The 18,063-nt window shown below is 43.2% G+C and carries 17 protein-coding genes, 1 pseudogene and 1 riboswitch; of the genes and pseudogenes, 9 read left to right on the top strand and 9 right to left on the bottom strand.

Annotation, left to right across the window (positions count from 1 at the left end):
- Window positions 1-136: 136 nt before the first annotated feature.
- From ERJ70_RS18605 to ERJ70_RS18590, 4 genes are all read right to left on the bottom strand, one after another.
- Window positions 137-2,083, bottom strand: coding sequence for an ABC transporter permease (locus ERJ70_RS18605; protein ID WP_209366223.1), 1,947 nt, complete (start codon window positions 2,081-2,083; stop codon window positions 137-139).
- On the bottom strand, window positions 2,073-2,834 hold the full coding sequence (locus ERJ70_RS18600) for an ABC transporter ATP-binding protein (protein WP_209366222.1): 762 nt from the start codon (window positions 2,832-2,834) through the stop codon (window positions 2,073-2,075). The genes ERJ70_RS18605 and ERJ70_RS18600 overlap by 11 nt, the downstream gene beginning before the upstream one ends.
- 100 nt (window positions 2,835-2,934) lie before the next feature.
- Entirely contained in the window at window positions 2,935-3,942 is a 1,008-nt protein-coding gene (locus tag ERJ70_RS18595; protein WP_209366221.1) for a sensor histidine kinase, read from the bottom strand.
- Window positions 3,939-4,628, bottom strand: coding sequence for a response regulator transcription factor (locus ERJ70_RS18590; RefSeq protein WP_209366220.1), 690 nt, complete (start codon window positions 4,626-4,628; stop codon window positions 3,939-3,941). Before ERJ70_RS18590 ends, ERJ70_RS18595 begins: the two co-directional genes overlap by 4 nt.
- A 448-nt stretch (window positions 4,629-5,076) precedes the next feature.
- Here ERJ70_RS18590 and ERJ70_RS18585 point away from each other — a divergent pair, with 448 nt between their 5' ends.
- Window positions 5,077-5,712 (top strand): TasA family protein, encoded by a 636-nt coding sequence (locus tag ERJ70_RS18585; protein WP_309507159.1) that lies wholly within the window; start codon window positions 5,077-5,079, stop codon window positions 5,710-5,712.
- Between the two features lie 232 nt (window positions 5,713-5,944).
- On the opposite strand, the gene ERJ70_RS18580 is transcribed toward ERJ70_RS18585, so the two are convergent.
- The gene (locus ERJ70_RS18580) at window positions 5,945-6,949 is read right to left on the bottom strand and encodes an NAD(P)-dependent alcohol dehydrogenase (protein ID WP_209366219.1); all 1,005 of its coding nucleotides are present in this window, start codon (window positions 6,947-6,949) and stop codon (window positions 5,945-5,947) included.
- Between the two features lie 543 nt (window positions 6,950-7,492).
- Here ERJ70_RS18580 and ERJ70_RS18575 point away from each other — a divergent pair.
- From ERJ70_RS18575 to ERJ70_RS18555, 5 genes are all read left to right on the top strand, one after another.
- Complete coding sequence (locus tag ERJ70_RS18575; protein ID WP_209366218.1) at window positions 7,493-7,876, top strand: winged helix-turn-helix transcriptional regulator; 384 nt, start codon at window positions 7,493-7,495, stop codon at window positions 7,874-7,876.
- Between the two features lie 190 nt (window positions 7,877-8,066).
- The gene (hxlA, locus tag ERJ70_RS18570) at window positions 8,067-8,708 is read left to right on the top strand and encodes a 3-hexulose-6-phosphate synthase (protein ID WP_209366217.1); all 642 of its coding nucleotides are present in this window, start codon (window positions 8,067-8,069) and stop codon (window positions 8,706-8,708) included.
- Window positions 8,709-8,718: 10 nt separating this feature from the next.
- Entirely contained in the window at window positions 8,719-9,264 is a 546-nt protein-coding gene (gene hxlB / locus ERJ70_RS18565) for a 6-phospho-3-hexuloisomerase (protein ID WP_309507158.1), read from the top strand.
- A 24-nt stretch (window positions 9,265-9,288) separates the two neighbouring features.
- Window positions 9,289-9,540 carry a hypothetical protein gene (locus ERJ70_RS18560; protein ID WP_209366215.1) on the top strand — a complete coding sequence of 84 codons (252 nt, stop codon included), beginning with the start codon at window positions 9,289-9,291 and terminating at the stop codon, window positions 9,538-9,540.
- 175 nt (window positions 9,541-9,715) lie between these two features.
- A complete protein-coding gene (locus ERJ70_RS18555) occupies window positions 9,716-11,152 on the top strand; it encodes a carbon starvation CstA family protein (RefSeq protein WP_209366214.1) in 1,437 nt (478 codons plus the stop codon).
- Window positions 11,153-11,212: 60 nt separating this feature from the next.
- Here ERJ70_RS18555 and ERJ70_RS18550 read toward each other — a convergent pair whose 3' ends face one another.
- The gene (locus tag ERJ70_RS18550) at window positions 11,213-11,545 is read right to left on the bottom strand and encodes a hypothetical protein (protein ID WP_209366213.1); all 333 of its coding nucleotides are present in this window, start codon (window positions 11,543-11,545) and stop codon (window positions 11,213-11,215) included.
- 96 nt (window positions 11,546-11,641) lie between these two features.
- Here ERJ70_RS18550 and ERJ70_RS18545 point away from each other — a divergent pair, with 96 nt between their 5' ends.
- Entirely contained in the window at window positions 11,642-12,028 is a 387-nt protein-coding gene (locus tag ERJ70_RS18545; protein ID WP_209366212.1) for a MerR family transcriptional regulator, read from the top strand.
- A 46-nt stretch (window positions 12,029-12,074) separates the two neighbouring features.
- On the opposite strand, the gene ERJ70_RS18540 is transcribed toward ERJ70_RS18545, so the two are convergent.
- Window positions 12,075-13,670 carry a phosphotransferase gene (locus ERJ70_RS18540; protein ID WP_209366211.1) on the bottom strand — a complete coding sequence of 532 codons (1,596 nt, stop codon included), beginning with the start codon at window positions 13,668-13,670 and terminating at the stop codon, window positions 12,075-12,077.
- Between the two features lie 212 nt (window positions 13,671-13,882).
- On the opposite strand from ERJ70_RS18540, the gene ERJ70_RS18535 reads away from it, so the two are divergent.
- Window positions 13,883-15,439: an alpha/beta hydrolase gene (locus ERJ70_RS18535; RefSeq protein WP_209366210.1), complete on the top strand. Its 1,557-nt coding sequence runs from the start codon at window positions 13,883-13,885 to the stop codon at window positions 15,437-15,439.
- A 224-nt stretch (window positions 15,440-15,663) separates the two neighbouring features.
- Window positions 15,664-15,750: riboswitch (cyclic di-GMP riboswitch) on the top strand.
- A 30-nt stretch (window positions 15,751-15,780) separates the two neighbouring features.
- Window positions 15,781-15,969, top strand: coding sequence for an anti-repressor SinI family protein (locus ERJ70_RS18530; RefSeq protein ID WP_245208061.1), 189 nt, complete (start codon window positions 15,781-15,783; stop codon window positions 15,967-15,969).
- 141 nt (window positions 15,970-16,110) lie between these two features.
- Here ERJ70_RS18530 and ERJ70_RS18525 read toward each other — a convergent pair whose 3' ends face one another.
- Together ERJ70_RS18525 and ERJ70_RS18520 are read right to left on the bottom strand one after the other, a co-directional pair.
- A complete protein-coding gene (locus ERJ70_RS18525; RefSeq protein WP_209366209.1) occupies window positions 16,111-16,425 on the bottom strand; it encodes a DUF2628 domain-containing protein in 315 nt (104 codons plus the stop codon).
- Window positions 16,426-16,993: 568 nt separating this feature from the next.
- Window positions 16,994-18,063 (bottom strand): annotated as a pseudogene (locus ERJ70_RS18520) (NAD(P)H-dependent flavin oxidoreductase).

Genomic DNA, 18,063 nt, shown 5'->3' with positions numbered 1-18,063 from the left:
CGAGTGAGATCCTTATAAAAGGTTATTTTCATTAGTGCGCAATTTCTATCAAAAGTGTAAAAAGTGAAAAGCAACAAAACCGACGAAAAGAGCCTAAAGAAAAAAGCCCTGATACCAACGGAATCAGGGCTTGTATTCACAAAGACTCATGAATAATTTTTTTGTAATAAAGGAAAGAAAGGAACCCGAATATCGAATAGAGCGCTGTATACAGTCCCATCACGATAAGCATCGGTGTCCAAAGTTCGGTGCCGAAAAAGAACCAGCCGGATCGAACGGCAAAGTAGCTGTGAAGCAGCCCGACAACTAGCGGAATTCCGAAGTTGAATATTTGTTTTCCACGGATCCCCTTTTCTAAGTCTTTCCGGGTAAAGCCTAATTTGCGCAGAATGGTATAGCTGGGTTTTTCTTCTTCGCTTTCTCCCATTTGCTTGAAGTAAAGGATGCAGCCGGAAGTAACAAGGAAGGTCAGTCCCAAGAATCCGACAATGAACATGGTTAATCCCATGATTTGTTTTTGGTTAAGTGTCGATTGGTAAAGGGAATAGTTACCGAATTCCTCACTCATCTCCATACTTTGGAAGATGTCATTTGCTACCTTAACCTGGTCTTCATCTGTCAGAGTGATGCCGATATAGGTCGATGCTTCCTGCTGTAACGCTGGATCTACATCACGCTTCAATTGGTCATAAGTCGTACGATCAACGATGGCAGTAGGAAGACCGCCTACGGTAAAGTAGTTGGATATTATTTTTTCCTTGGAAAGTCCGGCATAGCGTTGTAGTATTTCTTCATTTTTTCCATAAATCTTTACGTTGCCCTCCCCGTCCAGGTTGATCATTTTTTGAAGAGCGTCACTATAGCCGGTAAACAGTGTCTCATTTTCAGTCACATCAACCCCTTCGACACTTGCATCGCTTATAACAGGTACGGTCATTTTTCCGCCGTCTGTATTAAATTCTTCCAAGTTTGCATCGGTAATTTCTGTAATATCGACGTTGGCCGTCAACACCTCGATCTCGGTTGTTTGATAGGCAATGCCATGTTCGGTTAGTTTATCTCCGAAGTTTTTGGCAGCTTCTTGACTTATCAAAGAAAAGTCGTCCGGTGACATGGTTTCTGCTGTTTTTTCCGCCGAATAATAGGAAATGTAAGTCAAGGATAATAAAGCAATCGCAAGTGCTGAGACGGTGGTGATGATGGTCAGAAGCAAGGCATTCGATTTCATACGGAACATGATCGACGATAAGGACAGCACTTCGTTGATGTTCAGATAACCGTCTTTGTTTTTCCGGATTAGATTGGCTACGAATCGGACGGATCCTTTGTAAAAGAAGTACGTACCGATGATAACCGACCCCAAGATGAAAAGCATTAACATATACAACTGGGTTATGGAGTTGAAGTCCCCATCAAACAATTTGGAAGAAACATAATAACCCGTCAGGATCAAGCCAAGTCCTAAAATACCCATCAAAATCTCCCAAATTGATATTTTTTTCACTTTTTCTTCGGTACGCGAAGTGACACGGAATAAGGAAAGAATGCTCTGCCGTCTGATAAACAGATAATTCATCAACATGATTAACAGATAAATCGCACTGAACACGATAAGGGTTTGAACGAGTGCCTGCGATGAAAAATAAAGATTCGCTACGGCTTCGATCCCGGTTACTTTGAAGAAAGCCATTGTAATCAGCTTGGAGACCGAAAACCCTACTGCGATTCCGATTGCCAGTGATCCAAAATAAATCATCAGATTTTCCGCACTGAGAATCCGGAAAATCCGGTTTTTCGTCATCCCGATTAACTGAAAGAGTCCTATTTCCTGGCTGCGCCGCTTGATAAATAAGTTGTTGGCATACAATAGAAACACGGAGACGATTGCCACCAGCAAGACGGACGCCGCACGTACTCCTGCGGCACCTTTTATTCCTGATTTCGCCTCGTCCATTGCCGGATCATACTGCATGGTGACAAAGGCAAAATAGAGAGCCACACTGAAAACCAATGCAAAGACATACAAGTAGTAGTTTTTTAAATTCTTTTTCAGGTTGCGGACAATCAGTTGATTAATGTTCATATTGAATCCCGCCCAGTACGCCTTGGGTTTTCATGATATCCTTCAGGAAGGTTTGCCTTGTCTGATCCCCTTTGTTCAATTGCGTATAAATGCTGCCGTCTTTGATGAAAATGACCCGGCTGCTGTAGCTTGCTGCAACAGGATCGTGGGTAACCATGACGATGGTGGCCTTGCGTTTTTCGTTCAGGTCGCTCATTTTCGAAAGTAAGTCGGATGCCGACTTGGAATCGAGTGCGCCGGTCGGTTCGTCGGCAAAAATGATGCTTGGTTCATGAATGAAGGCTCGGGCTGCAGACGTACGCTGCTTTTGTCCGCCGGAAATTTCATTTGGATACTTGGCCTGGATATCGGCGATGCCCAATTCATCGGCTACACCTTTAAATCGCTTGGTAGCCTCTTGTTTGGACACCTTTGCAATGGATAACGGTAAAAGAATATTTTCTTTAACCGTCAAGGTGTCGAGTAAATTGTATTCCTGAAAAATAAATCCCAGGTGATGCTTTCTGAATTCCGCCAGCTGCTTGTCTTTCCTGCCGGTGATTTCCTCTCCGTTGACCTTGATCGTCCCATGGCTGACACGGTCGATGGACGAGAGCACGTTTAGCAGCGTGGTTTTCCCCGAACCAGACGCACCCATGATGGTGACGAACTCTCCCGCTGCGATGCTAATATCTATCCCTGTCAAGACTTCTTGTTTGGTGAATTTATTTCCATAGCTTTTATGGATTTTTGATGCTTCCAATACATTCATTTGTAACCCTCCAATGCGTTGATAGTCTTATTTTATAATGTCTGATTCCAGGAGTCCTTTCATTCTTCTAACAAAATAACAAAAGCATGTGACACTTTTGTCACATGCCTCGGATTTTCACGAATTCGTCCGGATCCGGGAAAGTCAACGTGAAAATGGCTCCTGCACCGGGTTCTGACTGCACACGGATGTCCATTTTCAAGATGTCCGCTGCCATTTTTGAAAGGTATAATCCCATTCCGGTTGCTGCATTGTCCTGGTGCTCCGTCGTAGAAGTGAAGCCTTTGTCAAAAATCCGGGGAAGATCTTTGGCTTCGATTCCTCTGCCGTTGTCGATGATCTGCAGTTGATCCCGGCCGTCCTTCTGTCTGCTTTTGACCATGATTTCGGAAGAGACTTCACTGTATTTAATTGCATTTGTCAGGAGTTGGCGGATAATAAAGGAAAGCCATTTTGCATCGCTTAGGACAGTGGAAACAGAGAGGTCGACATCGATGCCGATCCGCTTTTGCATGCACCAAGAACGGAGGGAATTTATTTCACCGAACAAAAGCGGCTCCAGTTCTATTGTTTCCATATACAGATCGTTTTCAATAAAAGGAATCCGTTTTTGATGGAGTTGTTGATCCAGCAGCAAGTGGATACGCAGCCATTCATTCTTCAACTGTGACTTCAATTGTTGATCATTTATCCGGTCAATAATCAAATGCAAGGTCGTCATCGGTGTTTTTACCTCGTGAATCCAGGAAAGCAAATCGTCTTTTTCTTGTTCCAGCAGCTGTTGATTGGCTGAAGCATCTTTCTTCAATTGTTCGATTGGAATCACGATGCTCTCGATAATCAGCCGCTGGAAGGGCGATTTTGGTTCCGGCAGGCTGGTCACGTCCAGGTCATATTCGCGGTCGGCAAGCTCCTGGAAGAACTTTGCTTCCCGTTGATACCGGACGATTAGAAAAATGACAAAGACGACAAGGGAAAGAAACACAAAGTAAATGATCGATGAAAAGCGGATGGCTTCATCCAAATATCCAATCAGCAGGGCCAGCAGCTGTATCAACAAGTACAGGATAATCCAGCTTAATCGTTCTCGTAAGAAGCTTCCGATCATTGGCTTCCCTGCTCTTTCGCTACGTAACCCTGGCCGAATTTGGTTTCGATCATGTCGCCAAGTCCCAGCTCGCCGAGCCGCTTCCGCAGTCTGTTGATGTTAACGGTTAACGTATTGTCGCTGACAAATCGCTGATCGTCCCATAATCGATTGATCAACTCTTCGCGGGTGACAATTTTGTTTTTTCGTTCGATCAACAGTTTTAAAATGTACATTTCATTTTTGGTCAGTTCGATCATTCCCGTTTCATTGCTGACACGGTTCCGTTCCAGGTCGATGGTCGCTCCGGCCCAGGTCTTCAGTTCGTTCACATCATTACTGTAATTATATACCCTGCGCAGAATTGCCTGGATTTTGGCAATCAATACATCAAAGTGAAAGGGCTTTTGGACAAAGTCATCTGCCCCGAGATTCATCGACATGACCATATCTGTCGGATGGTCACGGGAAGACAGGAAAATGATTGGAACATTGGAGTGCTCTCGGATCATCCGACACCAATGAAATCCATCAAATTTTGGGAGTTGGATATCGATAATGACTAATTCAGGCTGAACAGCTGTGAATGTTTCCATTACCCGTTCATAATCTTCGATTCCATATACATCGTACGACCACTGCCCGAGCCGGTCTTTGATCTCCTGAAACAAGGTTGTGTCATCTTCGATCAGCAGGATTTTAAACAATAACGTTCACCACGCTTTTTTAATCTTCTAGCAAAAGTATAGCAAAGATCTATGCTTTATTCTCTACTTTCCAGCCGATTTTAGCCCGAACTAAATTGTAGGAATCTTAATCGGTTGATAAACAGGTCGTGTCTAACTGGTACTAATTAAAAAATTTCCCTATCGGACTGCGAAAACAGATTACTGGTTTCAAATAAGGACAGGAATCTGTTTTTGAGTGAAAAAAATAAGAAAATAAAAGGAAAAAAGCGGAAGAAGGAGCAAGTAACAGTAAATTGTTCTTTATAAAGAATAAATAACTGGATATGGCGGTTTTAATTTTATTGCACAGAAGTTAAAATGGTTTTATCGTTCTTTAAAAAGAACGTTTTTATTAATCAACGAAATAACAAGCACTCCCATTCTTTTAAATGGGTTGAAATATAACAAAAACAGAGGAGGAATCATTGTGTATAAAAAAATCAGCACAGCAATCATGGCAGCGGTATTGGGGATCGCTTTAGTAGGAGGGGGGACGTTTGCTTATTTCAGTGACACGGCCACTTCAGCAAGCACTTTTTCTTCAGGAACACTGGAACTTAGCGCCAACCCGTCCACAATAGTAGAGTTGGAAAATTTAAAACCGGGGGATTGGACAGAAAAAAGCTTTTTCCTTACGAATGAAGGAAGCTTGGATATTAAAAAGGTTTTGCTCCATACCGATTATACGGTAACGGATCAAGACGGAAATCCTGTAAGTGAGGAACTGGCTAATCAGTATGCACAGGCACTGAGGGTTGATTTCCTTAAAAATACCGGGGATGGCGACGTTTTTGCTTATCCAATCATCGTTAACAGCACATCATTATTTGAATTAAAAGATTTGGTATTGGAAAATGCGGCAACGGAACATGAATTATTATCTGGTAATTTCATGGGTTTAATAGACGGTATTGAAGCGGGTAATGGAGAAAATGCAGAGGATAGTCTTTACGTGAAATTCAGGTTCAAAGATAGCGGCGAATCGCAAAATGAACTGCAGGGATTGCGATTGAACTTGGAATGGACTTTCGAAGCGATGCAGGAAGATGGAGAAGAGCGATAGAAAAAAGGATAGTTTCCAAAGAGACAGCCCCTTCAGATTGAGTAGTTTCGATAACCTGGAGAAGGTTAGAGCCATGAATAACCGGACAAATAGCAAACAGAACGCTTGGATATTAACATCCAAGCGTTCTGTTTGTTTAAACGAAAGCCCTTGATACTTTACGTCTGTTTCTTCACAAACCTATTAACATAATATGGTGATTTATTCTACGAAACGCAAACTTTTTATTCACTTAGGTGGCGTTCATTTGTTTGGATGTATTGGGACGTTCCATATTTATGACGACATTTCCCTTTTTGTGTCCTCTCTCTACATATCTATGGGCTTCCACAATCTCTTCCAACGCATAGTACCTGTCAATGACCACTTTTAAGTCCCCCGCCTCAACAAGTTCTTTGAGGAAGCTTAAGGCTTCAGGATTTTCTGGTGAATTTTTACCCAAAATTATTTTCCTGCCGCTTGTCAATTGAGTCCATAGCATTCTACCACGTGGTAACGACACAGCGACATTTATATAGGTTCCTTCCTTCTTGAGGGATTTCATACAAGCTGAAAACGAGCTCTTATCTACCGCTTCAAAAATAACATCATAAGTCTCTCCCATACTAGAGAAATCTTCGGTAGTGTAATCAATTACTTTATCGGCTCCTAGCGATTTTACCATATCTACATTCGTGGTACTGCATACACCTGTAACGATTGCACCAAGATACTTGGCAATTTGTACGGCATAGCTTCCTACACTTCCCGATGCGCCATAAACAAGCACCTTTTGACCACTCTGAATGTTAGCTTTTCTAAGATGAAATAGTGCTGTACGTGCCCCTATTGGGATAGCTGCGGCTTCCTCAAAGGTTAAATTGTTGGGTTTAATAGATACTGATCCGTCTTCAGGCAGGCACTTATACTCTGCATAAGCCCCAAAATCCACTAGGGAAGCTGCAAAAATTTGATCCCCTTCCTTAAATCGCTTGACCTCTTTTCCTACTGACTCTACTTCTCCAGCCAGCTCCATCCCCAATATTTCTTTTTTGGGGTGTCTAACACCCAATGCTATTCGGGCAAGCAGCCAAACGGGGAGAGGAACTGTAAAACTCCGTGCACGGATATCTGCTACTGTTACAGTTGTCGCTTTTACTTTCACCAGTATTTCCTTTTCCTTAGGAACAGGTTTTTCTACCTCTTTCAGTTGAAGAACTTCGGGGGAACCATACTTTTGGTACGAGATTGCTTTCATCTATCCACCTCAAATTTGTTGTATTCATTAATAAGATACGAGTATTACGAATAAATAGACCAATGTTTCCCTCTTGATTAACTGATCTTAGGTTATCTGCTTCATTCGCTTAGGAACAGTCCTCTACACGTTCTGCATTTATTTTCATTTTCCTACTGGCTTTACTAAAAGTTAATATTTTAAAATGGCTGACCAACTGACAAGTAATTTGTACATTGACAACAGCTATGGTCAACATACTAGTTGGATTGCTGTTTTGATTTGATAATCAAAGTGTAAATATCAAAAATCGTTAATATACATGGGAAAATAAGAGACCAATTCATATGCGATTTGACGGATTACTTCCCTTCAGTTTAGGGCTTGTCTTATTATGTGCCAGCCCATATGTTGCTTGTCGGTTATATTTTCGGAGAAACGGGTCTTTTTACATGAACGGGTGGAGCCTGTATACTGTGATGACATAATGTGGTGTATGTGGGTTTTATGTGAGTAGTGTAAAAAAGTATACCATATAGACTTTTTAGGAGGCAGGGAATCATCATGGGACACGTGTGCGAAAAAGAATATAACTGTGAAAAAGAACTAACACTTTCGGTAATTGGCGGGAAGTGGAAAATGATTATCTTATGGCATCTGGGAAGGGAAGGGACCAAACGATTTAACGAACTTAAAAGGCTTATACCAGGAATTACACAAAGAATGCTGATAACACAGCTTCGTGAGTTAGAGTCAGATTTCATCGTGCATAGAGACGTGTATCCAGTCGTTCCTCCCAAGGTAGAGTATTCGTTGACCGAACAAGGTAAATCCCTTATGCCGGTGTTGGAAAGAATGTATGATTGGGGCAAAACATACAAAACCTATTTAGACAAGGAAGTCCCCGGTTCAATCCATATTAAAGAAACTACGGAGAAATCGCAGTAACTAATCAAGGGATGAAACACGTTGTTTCATCCCTTTTTTACGCACCTATACGGAGCGGTGGAGGGCAAGATCCATGCATGAAACAGTATAGTTTTGATCACTATATGAGGGAAAAGTGCGTACTTATGATTTTTGGTAAAGTACATTACACTGGTAGAGAAGTTAAAAAAATGCAAGGGAGTTAGTATACATGAAATTACAGTTAGCTTTAGACTTAGTGAATATCCCACAAGCTATTGAATTGATAAAGGAAGTAGAAGAGCATATTGATATTGTGGAGATCGGGACACCGATTATAAATAGTGAAGGGCATCGAGCAGTTCGTGAAGTAAAAGACGCTTTTCCTGACTTGACGGTACTTGCAGATGTCAAAATTATGGATGCTGCAGGATATGAAGTGGCCCAAGCTTCCGCTGCAGGCGCCGACATTGTCACCATACTGGGCGCTGCCGAGGATAGTTCCATAAAGGGAGCTGTGGAAGAAGCAAGAAAACAAGGCAAAGAAATTCTTGTCGACATGATTGCGGTAAAAGATATAAAGACGCGTGCAGAGGAGCTTGACCAGCTTGGCGCAGATTATATTTGTGTGCATACAGGATATGACCTCCAAGCAGAAGGCAAGGATTCATTTGAAGATCTGCGTACCATCAAGCAGGTTGTCAAAAACGCCAAGACAGCGATCGCTGGGGGGATAAAACGGGAAACATTGCCTGAAGTAATGAAAGCACAACCGGACCTCATCATTGTCGGCGGTGGCATCACTAGTAAGGATGATAAAAAAACGGAAGCAGCCAAAATCAAGCAAATGATTGATGAAGGCGTGAACCAATAAGATGCAGACCATGGCCTATACCGACGAAATTTTAGGAGAGCTGAAACAAACCCTGAATAGGGTGGATACTCAGCAGGTAGAGGGTTTGGTGAATGCTATTATTGGCGCTGAGAAAATCTTTGTTGCAGGCGGTGGACGTTCTGGACTTATGGGGAAATCCTTTGTGATGCGGTTGATGCATATAGGATTTGAACCTTACGTAGTCGGAGAAACGGTTACCCCAAGTTTGTTACCGGGAGATTTGTTTATTGTCGGCTCCGGTTCAGGCGAAACACAGAGTTTGGCAGCCATGACGGAGAAAGCAAAAAAAATTGGTGCAAGGGTTGCCGCTGTTACTATAAACCCCGATTCCACGATTGGAAAAATGGCTGACAACGTCCTAGAAGTCCCGGCGCAGGCAAAAGCAGACAACGCTAGCGGAAAATCCATCCAGCCGATGGGGTCGTTATTTGAACAATCGCTGCTCCTGTTGTTTGATTCTATTATATTACGACTTATGGAAAAAAAGGACATGCAATCAGACAAAATGTATGGAAGACATGCCAATTTAGAGTAAATAAACAAGGTGCCAGTGTAACCGTTGCTGGCACCTTTTTCTGTTCTATTTTCAGTAAATCAATCCCGCCTGGAAGAAGATCAAATTGTCGTCAAAGAAGAGCAACTCCGGCTGGAAGAAGAGCAAATGGCGGGCAAAGAAGAGCAACTCCGGCTGGAAGAAGAGCAAATTCGCCCGGAAGAAGATCAAACCCCGGCCAAAGAAGATCAAATCCGCCTGAAAATTGAACCTTTTCCATCGTTTCCTCTCCCGGGACTGCTTATGAATATAACGTAATATGGACGCCGAGCTAAACAAAAAGAAGATCTCTTAGGAGGTTCCTTCGTTAGGTGACCGTGTAAGCCCTTTAATATACTTAATAGTAACTTTTTTCTGAAAATTATATTTACTTTCTCCGAAAACATGTTAAGATTGTTCATACTCTACTAGATTTTCAACAGGAGGATTGGCAATGGTAACATTTTTTGCGGCACTCATCTTACTTATTCTCGGTTATGTATTCTATGGGAAATTTGTAGAACGGACTTTTGGAATCGATGATCAAACACTTACTCCTGCCTATACTAAGCGGGACAATCTGGATTTTGTACCGATGAGCTGGTGGAAGGGCAACCTCATTCAGCTATTGAATATCGCCGGTCTCGGTCCGATTTATGGGGCGGTAGCAGGTGCCCTTTATGGGCCAGTGGCATTTATATGGATCGTAATCGGCAGTATCTTTGCCGGGGCGGTACACGACTATTTTTCCGGCATGATGTCGCTTCGCCATAATGGCGCACAGTTTCCGGCACTGGTAGGCCGTTACTTAGGAAAACCGGCGAAGGTGTTTATTAACGGTCTTTCGCTCGTGCTGATGCTGCTGGTTGCAGCCGCTTTTACAGCGGGACCTGCCCAGTTGATTTCGCAAATAACACCGCTTAGCTTTATGGTTGCTTTGATCATTATCTTCGGGTATTTCTTCTTAGCGACTATTCTTCCTGTCAATCGGATTATTGGCAAAATTTATCCGTTGCTTGGAGCGATTTTGCTTATCATGGCGGTGGCCGTTGCGATTGGTACGATTGTATCCGGCAAACCGATGCCGAACCTGACGATGGCGAATCTCCATCCAGGGGATCTGCCAATATGGCCATTGCTAATGGTCACCATTTCTTGCGGGGCGATTTCCGGGTTCCATTGTACCCAAAGTCCAATTATGGCCTGTACGATGAAAAAGGAATCTGATGGACGTAAAATCTTTTATGGAGCAATGATTATGGAAGGGGTAATTGCATTGATTTGGGCGGCTGCCGGAATGACATTTTTTAACGGAACAACTGGTCTTTCGGAAGCACTAGCTGCAGGCGGTCCGTCCGGAGTGGTGAATGAAATTTCTACCTCGTTACTAGGTACGATTGGCGGGATTCTTGCCATTTTCGGAGTTATCATTCTGCCGATAACAACCGGTGATACGGCACTTCGTTCATCCAGGATGATTGCTACGGATGTTTTGTCTAAATTCTATCGGATGGACAGCAAGTGGAAAGTACTGCTTGTCACGGTTCCGATTTCCATCCCGGCATTTTTCCTGGCCACGATCGATTACACGTTTCTATGGAGGTATGTAGGCTGGACTAATCAGGTCGTGGCCACAGTAATGCTCTGGACTGGAACTTTGTATTTGCTGAAGAATTTCAAGCTGCATTGGATTTGCGGCATTCCGGCTGTTTTTATGACCGGTGTTGTCTGTATGTACATCTTCTATGCGCCCGAAGGCTTGAACCTTGATTACCAGCTGTCTGCCATTATCGGATTTACGCTTACCTTTGTTGTCATTCTGTGGTATGCCAGCCAAATCATCAAATACCGCAGTATCAAGCAGAAAAGTGCCCAATACAACATCGCGTAAGGAAAAGCGTCTTCCGGAGATTTACCTGGAAGACGCTTTTTTTAAAGTCGAATGGAAAGGTTATAGGCCCGATACTTGGAGTACGAGATTGCATGCCATCCATCCCCCCGTAACGAGGTAATGCTGCCAGTTGTTCTTTCCATAAAGAAAGTAGCCATTACACACTCTCGAAAGGATTACTGCTGCCATTCCGAATATCATCCATTTAATTGGAGCATGCATGATAAATGCGAACATCCCCAACAGGAGAAAGCTCAAATGGGCGAAGGTCAAAGCGATGATTTGGAATGGCTGCAGCTGGGGAGCCAGACGATCATTGCCGGCTCCTAGGAAAACAAAGACACCGGACAGACTGATTAATGAGAACAAAATAATCAAGATACTGCTAATCAAATAAATCTCTCCTTTTACTATTGATGTAAAGGTAGATTAAACGGTGGGGTCGACCCCACGTCAATAGTTTTGGTGGAAAGGATAGGAGGCTTCTCGATGATGAGAATCGGAGAATTTGTAAAAGAAATGAAAACGACAAAGGACACTGTTCGTCATTATGAAGATCTTGAATTGCTTGAACCCGCATGGAATAATGGCCAGCGGTTATATGGATTGCAGCAAAAACGCGATTTTGAGGCAATTCGGGAAATGAAATCACTCGGACTTTCATTAAAGGATATTCAGGCTATCGTTAGGTTGAGGCGGATGAATGGCTGTGGTTCCGAACATTTAATAAAGGGTGTTTCGGAAACTCTGATGGTAATGCAGGAAAGACTGGGAGAGGAAGAGCAGGCAATAAGGAATAAAAAGCGGATGGTAAAAGAATTGCTGGGAGCTTTACGAAAAAGCGAGCTGGAAAGGAAGCCATCAACTTCCGGCTAAATAAACAGAACCGGAACTAGCCAACAGCTGTCCCGGTTTTATGTATCTAACGCTTTTTTTGTTTCCGTTCGGTAAATAAGCGAAGCGGCATGGTAATCCGCCACGACTTGCTATTCAACACCCCATCTAGTCGCTCCTGCAAATGGTCCCGTTCCTCCTGGATGATGTCCAGCTTTTGCTCCAGCTGCTTGATTTTTAAAGCATTTTCGTCTTCTGGCAAGGATAGGTTTTTCTCCACATGTTTCCCTTCTTCCGTTTGTGAAAATTCCACTACCAGTCTTTCCAAGTCTTTAAGAGCAGGTAGCAAGTAAATAGACAACTCGGTCTCTAGCCCTTTTCGGCCAAGCTTCTGGAAATAAAAGAGTATGAGTGCGTATAAAAAGAAGATTTGTTCCACTTGAGAGAGTCTTCCTCCGGTTTGATCATCCTCCAAATATAGTCGTTTCACTTCCTGGTAAGGAATCAGCAGGCTCGTAAACAGCCTGGCGACATCGATAAAATGTGGTCCCGTTGTAAAAGAAGTCCAGTCGATGACTTTCGGCGATCCGGTTTTTTTGTCGATCATCACATTTTGAAAAGCAAAATCGCCGTGCAACAATGCATAATGTTTTTCCGGTTCGATAAATTCATACAATCGGCATCCCACCACAACCGTCTTCAATCGCTCGATGATTTTCCTGACACCGTTTAGGTAACGATGCTGCTTCATGATCAATTGTATCGATTCAAACATTTTCTCATTATAGATTGCCTGATGAATCTGGGTGAAAAAATGTACGACCGAAATGGCACGGCCTTTTTTGTATTGGAAAACATAATCAGGATTTGGATAGCTGTTGTTAAGCGACTGAAAACCAATACTGGATAAACGCTGGACTGCCGGGATAATCGTTTTGATATCTTTTTGTGCAGCCGGGACAGCATCTATCCATTCAATCGTTAAATAAGCGATTTTATCGATCACTTGTGCATCGATATACTTCGGTGCCAAGCCTTCCAGTTGCGGAAAGTCTGCGGACAATTGCTTGTAGAAGGTTTCTTCCCGGCCGGCGCCCACCTTGTTGTTTTTATAAGAAGCAATTTTTGTAAAGTATTTCTTTCCTTTATAGTCGTGGATGAAGGCACCTAAATTGTTCTTCCCGTCCATGAATACATAGGTCGAAGAGACCTCCTCGGGATTTGTTGCGAAACCGGCTTGGATTTTTGTTGTCAGCTGTTTGAAGGAAAGGCCGTGCTGCTGCTCCAATGCTTTCCGATAGGCTTTTTTTGCCTGCTTTGGTTTCTCTAAAAACGAATAGGTCCTTCCCAATCGGAAATGGTAGTTTGGTTTGTTGGGGTTTTTCTTGATCAGGGATTTTGCTATTTCTTCAGCAGTCTCCCATTGCCCTAAAAAGTCATAAAGGTTATGGAATTCCAATAAAATCCGTTCACTTTCAGGATGCTGTCGTTTTCCTGTTTGCAGGACTTTTTCTGCCTTATCTGTCTCTCCGGTAAAACGCAGACTGCGCGCATAAGCAGCAAATACGGTAGCATCACAGTTTTCCTGGTTGTTTTTCATGTACTGCTGAAAAAGTGCTGCCGCTTTCCCCCATTGGCGCTGCTTTTGATAGTTTTTAGCCACCTGCAATGCGTTTTGCTCCATCGATTCACCTACTTGTGTCTGGTTCTAAGGATATCCTTTCAAGCATACCATAAACTGGCAGTTTCTTGCATGCTCAGGAAACATCTCTCCACCAAGCTGTCGTTTGGAACCCCAAACGACCGAGTATAAAGGAATTTCCACACTTTTAGCGAACCATAGTAGTAAGAAAATTTAGTCATTTTTACTTAGTCTACCAAACAGGAGGCGGTCGAATGTCCTGCATGAAACGTGGTGATTTAACGATTCATTACCAGTGGATTGAATCGCAAGACCCGTTTGCCAACGAAACGCTGATTCTTATCCATGGAGTTGGCTTGGATATGTACTCATGGGATTTTGTCATTCCTTATTTTCGTAAACATTATCATATTTTACGCTATGATTTGCGAGGTCATGGAGACAGCGATGCAGGCAGGGAGAAAAGAAACATCGATTTGCTGACAGAGGATCTTACCTTCTTGATGAAGGAATTATCAATAGAAGCATATCATTTAATCGGACAGGGGCTGGGTGGGTTTATCGGTATCAAGATAGCGGGGCAGCAGCCTGACCAATTGAGGACAGTGGTATTGTTCAGTGTACCCATCCATTATCCGAAACAGATGGGGGACAAGGTTGTCAGTCAGAGGAAGTATATGGTTGACGGGAAGGACAACATGCTGGCCATGGGAAAAGAAATCGTCGATAAAGCTTGCTATATACCCACAGAAGCAAAGGCTTCTACACTGCTGAATGCTTACAAAAAGGTATCTACGACGGTCTACTTTGAATTGTTCCACACCGGTTTTGGCCCAGATGGGGTCGAAAACCTACGCAGGATAAGGGTTCCTATTCTGATTTTGTCCGGTTCAGAGGATATTATATTTCCACCTGAACTTTCCAGTGCCATCCTGAATTTTAATCCGAATGCAAGGTGTTATACCGTGCCTGAGGCTGCATTCATGATTCAAATGGATCAGCCAAAATTGGTTGCCGACTGGATCGACGGTTTCATCAAGAAACATCGGAATTCCACTTCTTTCATCAGTTTGCAGGAATATGACTACCAAAAACACCTGACGTCTGAATTGTACTCCGAAATAAGAGGGTTGATGCAGCAGGAAATGGAAACATCCGGACAGGACAATATTCTTCTGGTAAATACGATCCATGGTTTTTCGGTTTATTTGAATGGTAACCGATTATTTGAAGGATGGGGAAAACGGAAGGCGAAACAGCTCCTAATCTATTTGAGCATTCAACAATCAGCAACCAGAGAGGAGCTTTGTGACCTATTCTGGCCTGAAGCCGACTTGGACAACGCCAGGAATCGTCTGCGTGTAGCATTGCATCATTTGAAACAGTTGTTGGAAAAAAATAATTTTGCCTATGAAAGTCCAATATTGATAACGGACAGGGAACATGTTTTTCTCCAAGCAAAAGTAAAATCGGATCTCCAGAGTCTAATCGATGCAATCCGTCTGGCAAATCGCTTGAAAGGCGACGAAGAAAAGGTGGCAAGATTTAAACAGCTGCTGTCTGAACAGAGTGAAAACATGATGCCTGGATTATATGAAGACTGGTTTCTTGAAATGCGCAGCTGGATTGAGAAGCAATGGGCTGACATGGCTTTGTTTTTGGCCGACTGGTTTGAAGATGCAAGGGATTATAAATCAGCTGCTTTCTATCTGGAATTATACGGTAGCTACTATGGTGAAGACGAGGAACTGAACGATCGGATGCTGTATTTGAAGGAACCTCGGAATTCATATAAAAACAAACTAAAATGAAGGAAACCGAAAACTGCCGCTAGGGGTATTTTTTGGTCCCTGATGGGAGGAGTTTTCCATCATGTCTGTTTTTTTGGTTACCATTTAAAAAATTTCTTTATCTTTTTCGGTCCATTACCCTTTTTAAAGGGTTATGTAATGAAGGTGTAATGAGTCATCTTGTAAAATGGGGTTAAGAAAAAATCGAATGTCAGGGTTCTCATTCATGCTTCTTGCCGGAAAAACTCAGATAAAGGCAAACCTGTTGAAAGATAGGGACGCAAAGCCACAGGTCTTCTATTGGTAACAATAATGACGGCTGGGCCGCCTGAAATACATATGTATTTTAGGAGGGAATTACCGTGGACTTTTATGAAAAGCTTGATCAGGAGTGGGTGGATTTGATGGTAGAAGCGAAGGATCTAGGGATCGGGATAGAGGAGTTGCAGGAGTTTTTAAAAAAACAAGGTCAGTTTAAGCGGAATGTCACGTACTATGCGTTGATTGCCAAACAGGAGCAAAGCAAGGTGAATCAAACCGGGGAGGCCTAATTATTTTGTGCTGATCATGTCCATTCATAAAGAAGGGAAAATCTGGTTATCACCGGGGATAACAAATAAACGCTTGGATAATGATAATGAATTCATCCAAGCGTTTTATCTTGCGTTCTCCACTGAAGCTAATAGAAAAGGTTAAGCTGTTGGAGAAAGGATTTGTTTTTGCTCTAATTGCGCTTTGGCTGTTTCATCAGCAGGTTTGTAGCCTTTCTCGATAAGCTCTTTTATGTAGATTTTGTTATAGACAAAGGAAAAAACTACCCCGCTTATCCAAGCCCCAATTCCTAATGTAAAAGAACCAAGAATGGCTTCAATTATGAACATAATCGCCGCCCATTTTAAATCCCCGCGGAACAAGGCAGGGAAAAATCCAAAAAAGAAAGTAGTCCAACTAAAGCCTACCTTCACTACTTTTGTTAAACCCGCTTCATTTTGCAGTGTAACTTTCATTCCACTCATCCTTTCAATTTTTTTAAAATAGAGTAAGAATGAGAAAAAGCAAATAAGAAAAAAGAACTATAAATTCGGCAAACTATACTCTATTTTTTTCTAATATACTACATAATACCTATTCTGTTAACAATTATTTTCACCACAAGGATTTTTTTCATGAACGAACCCGATGGAAAATGCCTTATGCATGAAGGAGAGTGCCTGATGCACAGCCAATTTTATCGTGTTTCCGTTTATTGTAACGAAGGAGGGAGTTAAAGAGGACAGGCCTGACAAAATCAAGCCTGTTTTTACTTTGTATAGGAAATTATATATTTAATTGCCTATGGAGACTCCTGCGGGAACAGCACGAACTGAAAATCCCGGAAGACAGCGTTTTGTGCTTACTGAGGAAGTTGAAGTCGTGCCCGTGGAAAGCGAAGTATCTTGCCGCAGCGGTTGCAAACGCAACTCAATCAACAGAATGAAGGGAAGTCCATTTAAGGAAAGTCCACCTTACTTCGCTTTTACTAACATTGTCCAATCACCGAATCCATAAAAAGATTTTTTCCTATCCCTGTTATCATCATGATTTTTTGTTATGTCCAGCCTTTTGTTGCGCTTGAAATGCTCTCTGCTGCTGCTCCATTAGCCTTGTAACGATTTCCGCAGCCGGTAAATCCAAGGCCATCCGATAGCTTTGTCCAGCCTATAACGCCATTGCTTCCAGGTCCCCTGCTTCTGCCGCAGCTTTTCGAATCGGCTTGGTCATGTAGTGGACAAAAGGATAGGCTGCAGGGACAGCTCCTTCATTTTGCTGGATAAACGCATTTTTCAGCCCCCGGGCCCGTCTTCCGGTAAACGCTCGGGTTACCATTGTTCCCGAGAAACGGTTGCCTGCAAGTGCCTGTTTATGCAGGGGTTTTGCCCCACTCTCCGGACAACGCAAAAAGGCAGTGCCCAATTGGACAGCTTCCGCCCCCGCCCCGTCAGCAAAGCAGCAATATCTTGTCCATGCATGATGCCTCCGGCGGCAATCAAGGGGAGATCTACCTGCTGCTTAACCAGGCGCAGTAAAGGAAGGAGCGAAAAATCTTCCGTTTCGTCGTTGTTTTGAAACGTACTGCGGTGGCCGCCGGCTTCTATTCCTTGCAGACACAAGGCATCTGCTCCTGCATGAGCAGCTTCAGCGGCTTCCTCAGGCGAAGTGACGGTTACGATGACATAGCTGCCGCTTTGTTTTAATCTGTCCAGGACGTTGGGAGCGGGGCAGCCAAAGGTAAAACTGACAATCGGGATGTGCTCGTCGATTATTACTTCAAGCTTGTTCTCCCAGTCGTCGTCATCGTTTCTGGGTTCACCTGGGGACACAGCTAACCGCTTCGCTGTGTGTTCTAGTCTGTCGGCATAGGCGTGGAGTGTTGCAGACTCTGCCGTATCCTCGCTTGGGACAAATAGATTGACTCCAAAAGGGCCGCTCGTTAGTTTTCGAGTTTGCTTGATTTCCTCCCGCATTTGCTGAGCGGTCTTGTAGCCGGCAGCAAGGAAGCCGAGTCCCCCGGCATTGCACACCGCTGCTGCCAATGCTGGATTCGCTGTTCCCCCGGCCATGGGTGCTTGTATGATCGGATGCTTAGAAAAGGATGATGGTGTCAT

Source organism: Sediminibacillus dalangtanensis, from assembly GCF_017792025.1.
Taxonomy (GTDB): domain Bacteria; phylum Bacillota; class Bacilli; order Bacillales; family Amphibacillaceae; genus Sediminibacillus; species Sediminibacillus dalangtanensis.
This window is presented reverse-complemented; position numbering and strand designations above follow the sequence as displayed.

Excerpts from the sequence above, each read along its gene's own strand:
- ERJ70_RS18535 (WP_209366210.1), top strand. The coding sequence starts at position 13,883 with ATGTCCTGCATGAAACGTGGTGATTTAACGATTCATTACCAGTGGATT.
- hxlA (WP_209366217.1), top strand. The coding sequence starts at position 8,067 with ATGAAATTACAGTTAGCTTTAGACTTAGTGAATATCCCACAAGCTATT.
- hxlB (WP_309507158.1), top strand. The coding sequence starts at position 8,719 with ATGGCCTATACCGACGAAATTTTAGGAGAGCTGAAACAAACCCTGAAT.
- ERJ70_RS18575 (WP_209366218.1), top strand. The coding sequence starts at position 7,493 with ATGGGACACGTGTGCGAAAAAGAATATAACTGTGAAAAAGAACTAACA.
- ERJ70_RS18525 (WP_209366209.1), bottom strand. The coding sequence starts at position 16,425 with ATGAAAGTTACACTGCAAAATGAAGCGGGTTTAACAAAAGTAGTGAAG.
- ERJ70_RS18600 (WP_209366222.1), bottom strand. The coding sequence starts at position 2,834 with ATGAATGTATTGGAAGCATCAAAAATCCATAAAAGCTATGGAAATAAA.
- ERJ70_RS18580 (WP_209366219.1), bottom strand. The coding sequence starts at position 6,949 with ATGAAAGCAATCTCGTACCAAAAGTATGGTTCCCCCGAAGTTCTTCAA.
- ERJ70_RS18545 (WP_209366212.1), top strand. The coding sequence starts at position 11,642 with ATGATGAGAATCGGAGAATTTGTAAAAGAAATGAAAACGACAAAGGAC.
- ERJ70_RS18595 (WP_209366221.1), bottom strand. The coding sequence starts at position 3,942 with ATGATCGGAAGCTTCTTACGAGAACGATTAAGCTGGATTATCCTGTAC.
- ERJ70_RS18555 (WP_209366214.1), top strand. The coding sequence starts at position 9,716 with ATGGTAACATTTTTTGCGGCACTCATCTTACTTATTCTCGGTTATGTA.
- ERJ70_RS18605 (WP_209366223.1), bottom strand. The coding sequence starts at position 2,083 with ATGAACATTAATCAACTGATTGTCCGCAACCTGAAAAAGAATTTAAAA.
- ERJ70_RS18540 (WP_209366211.1), bottom strand. The coding sequence starts at position 13,670 with ATGGAGCAAAACGCATTGCAGGTGGCTAAAAACTATCAAAAGCAGCGC.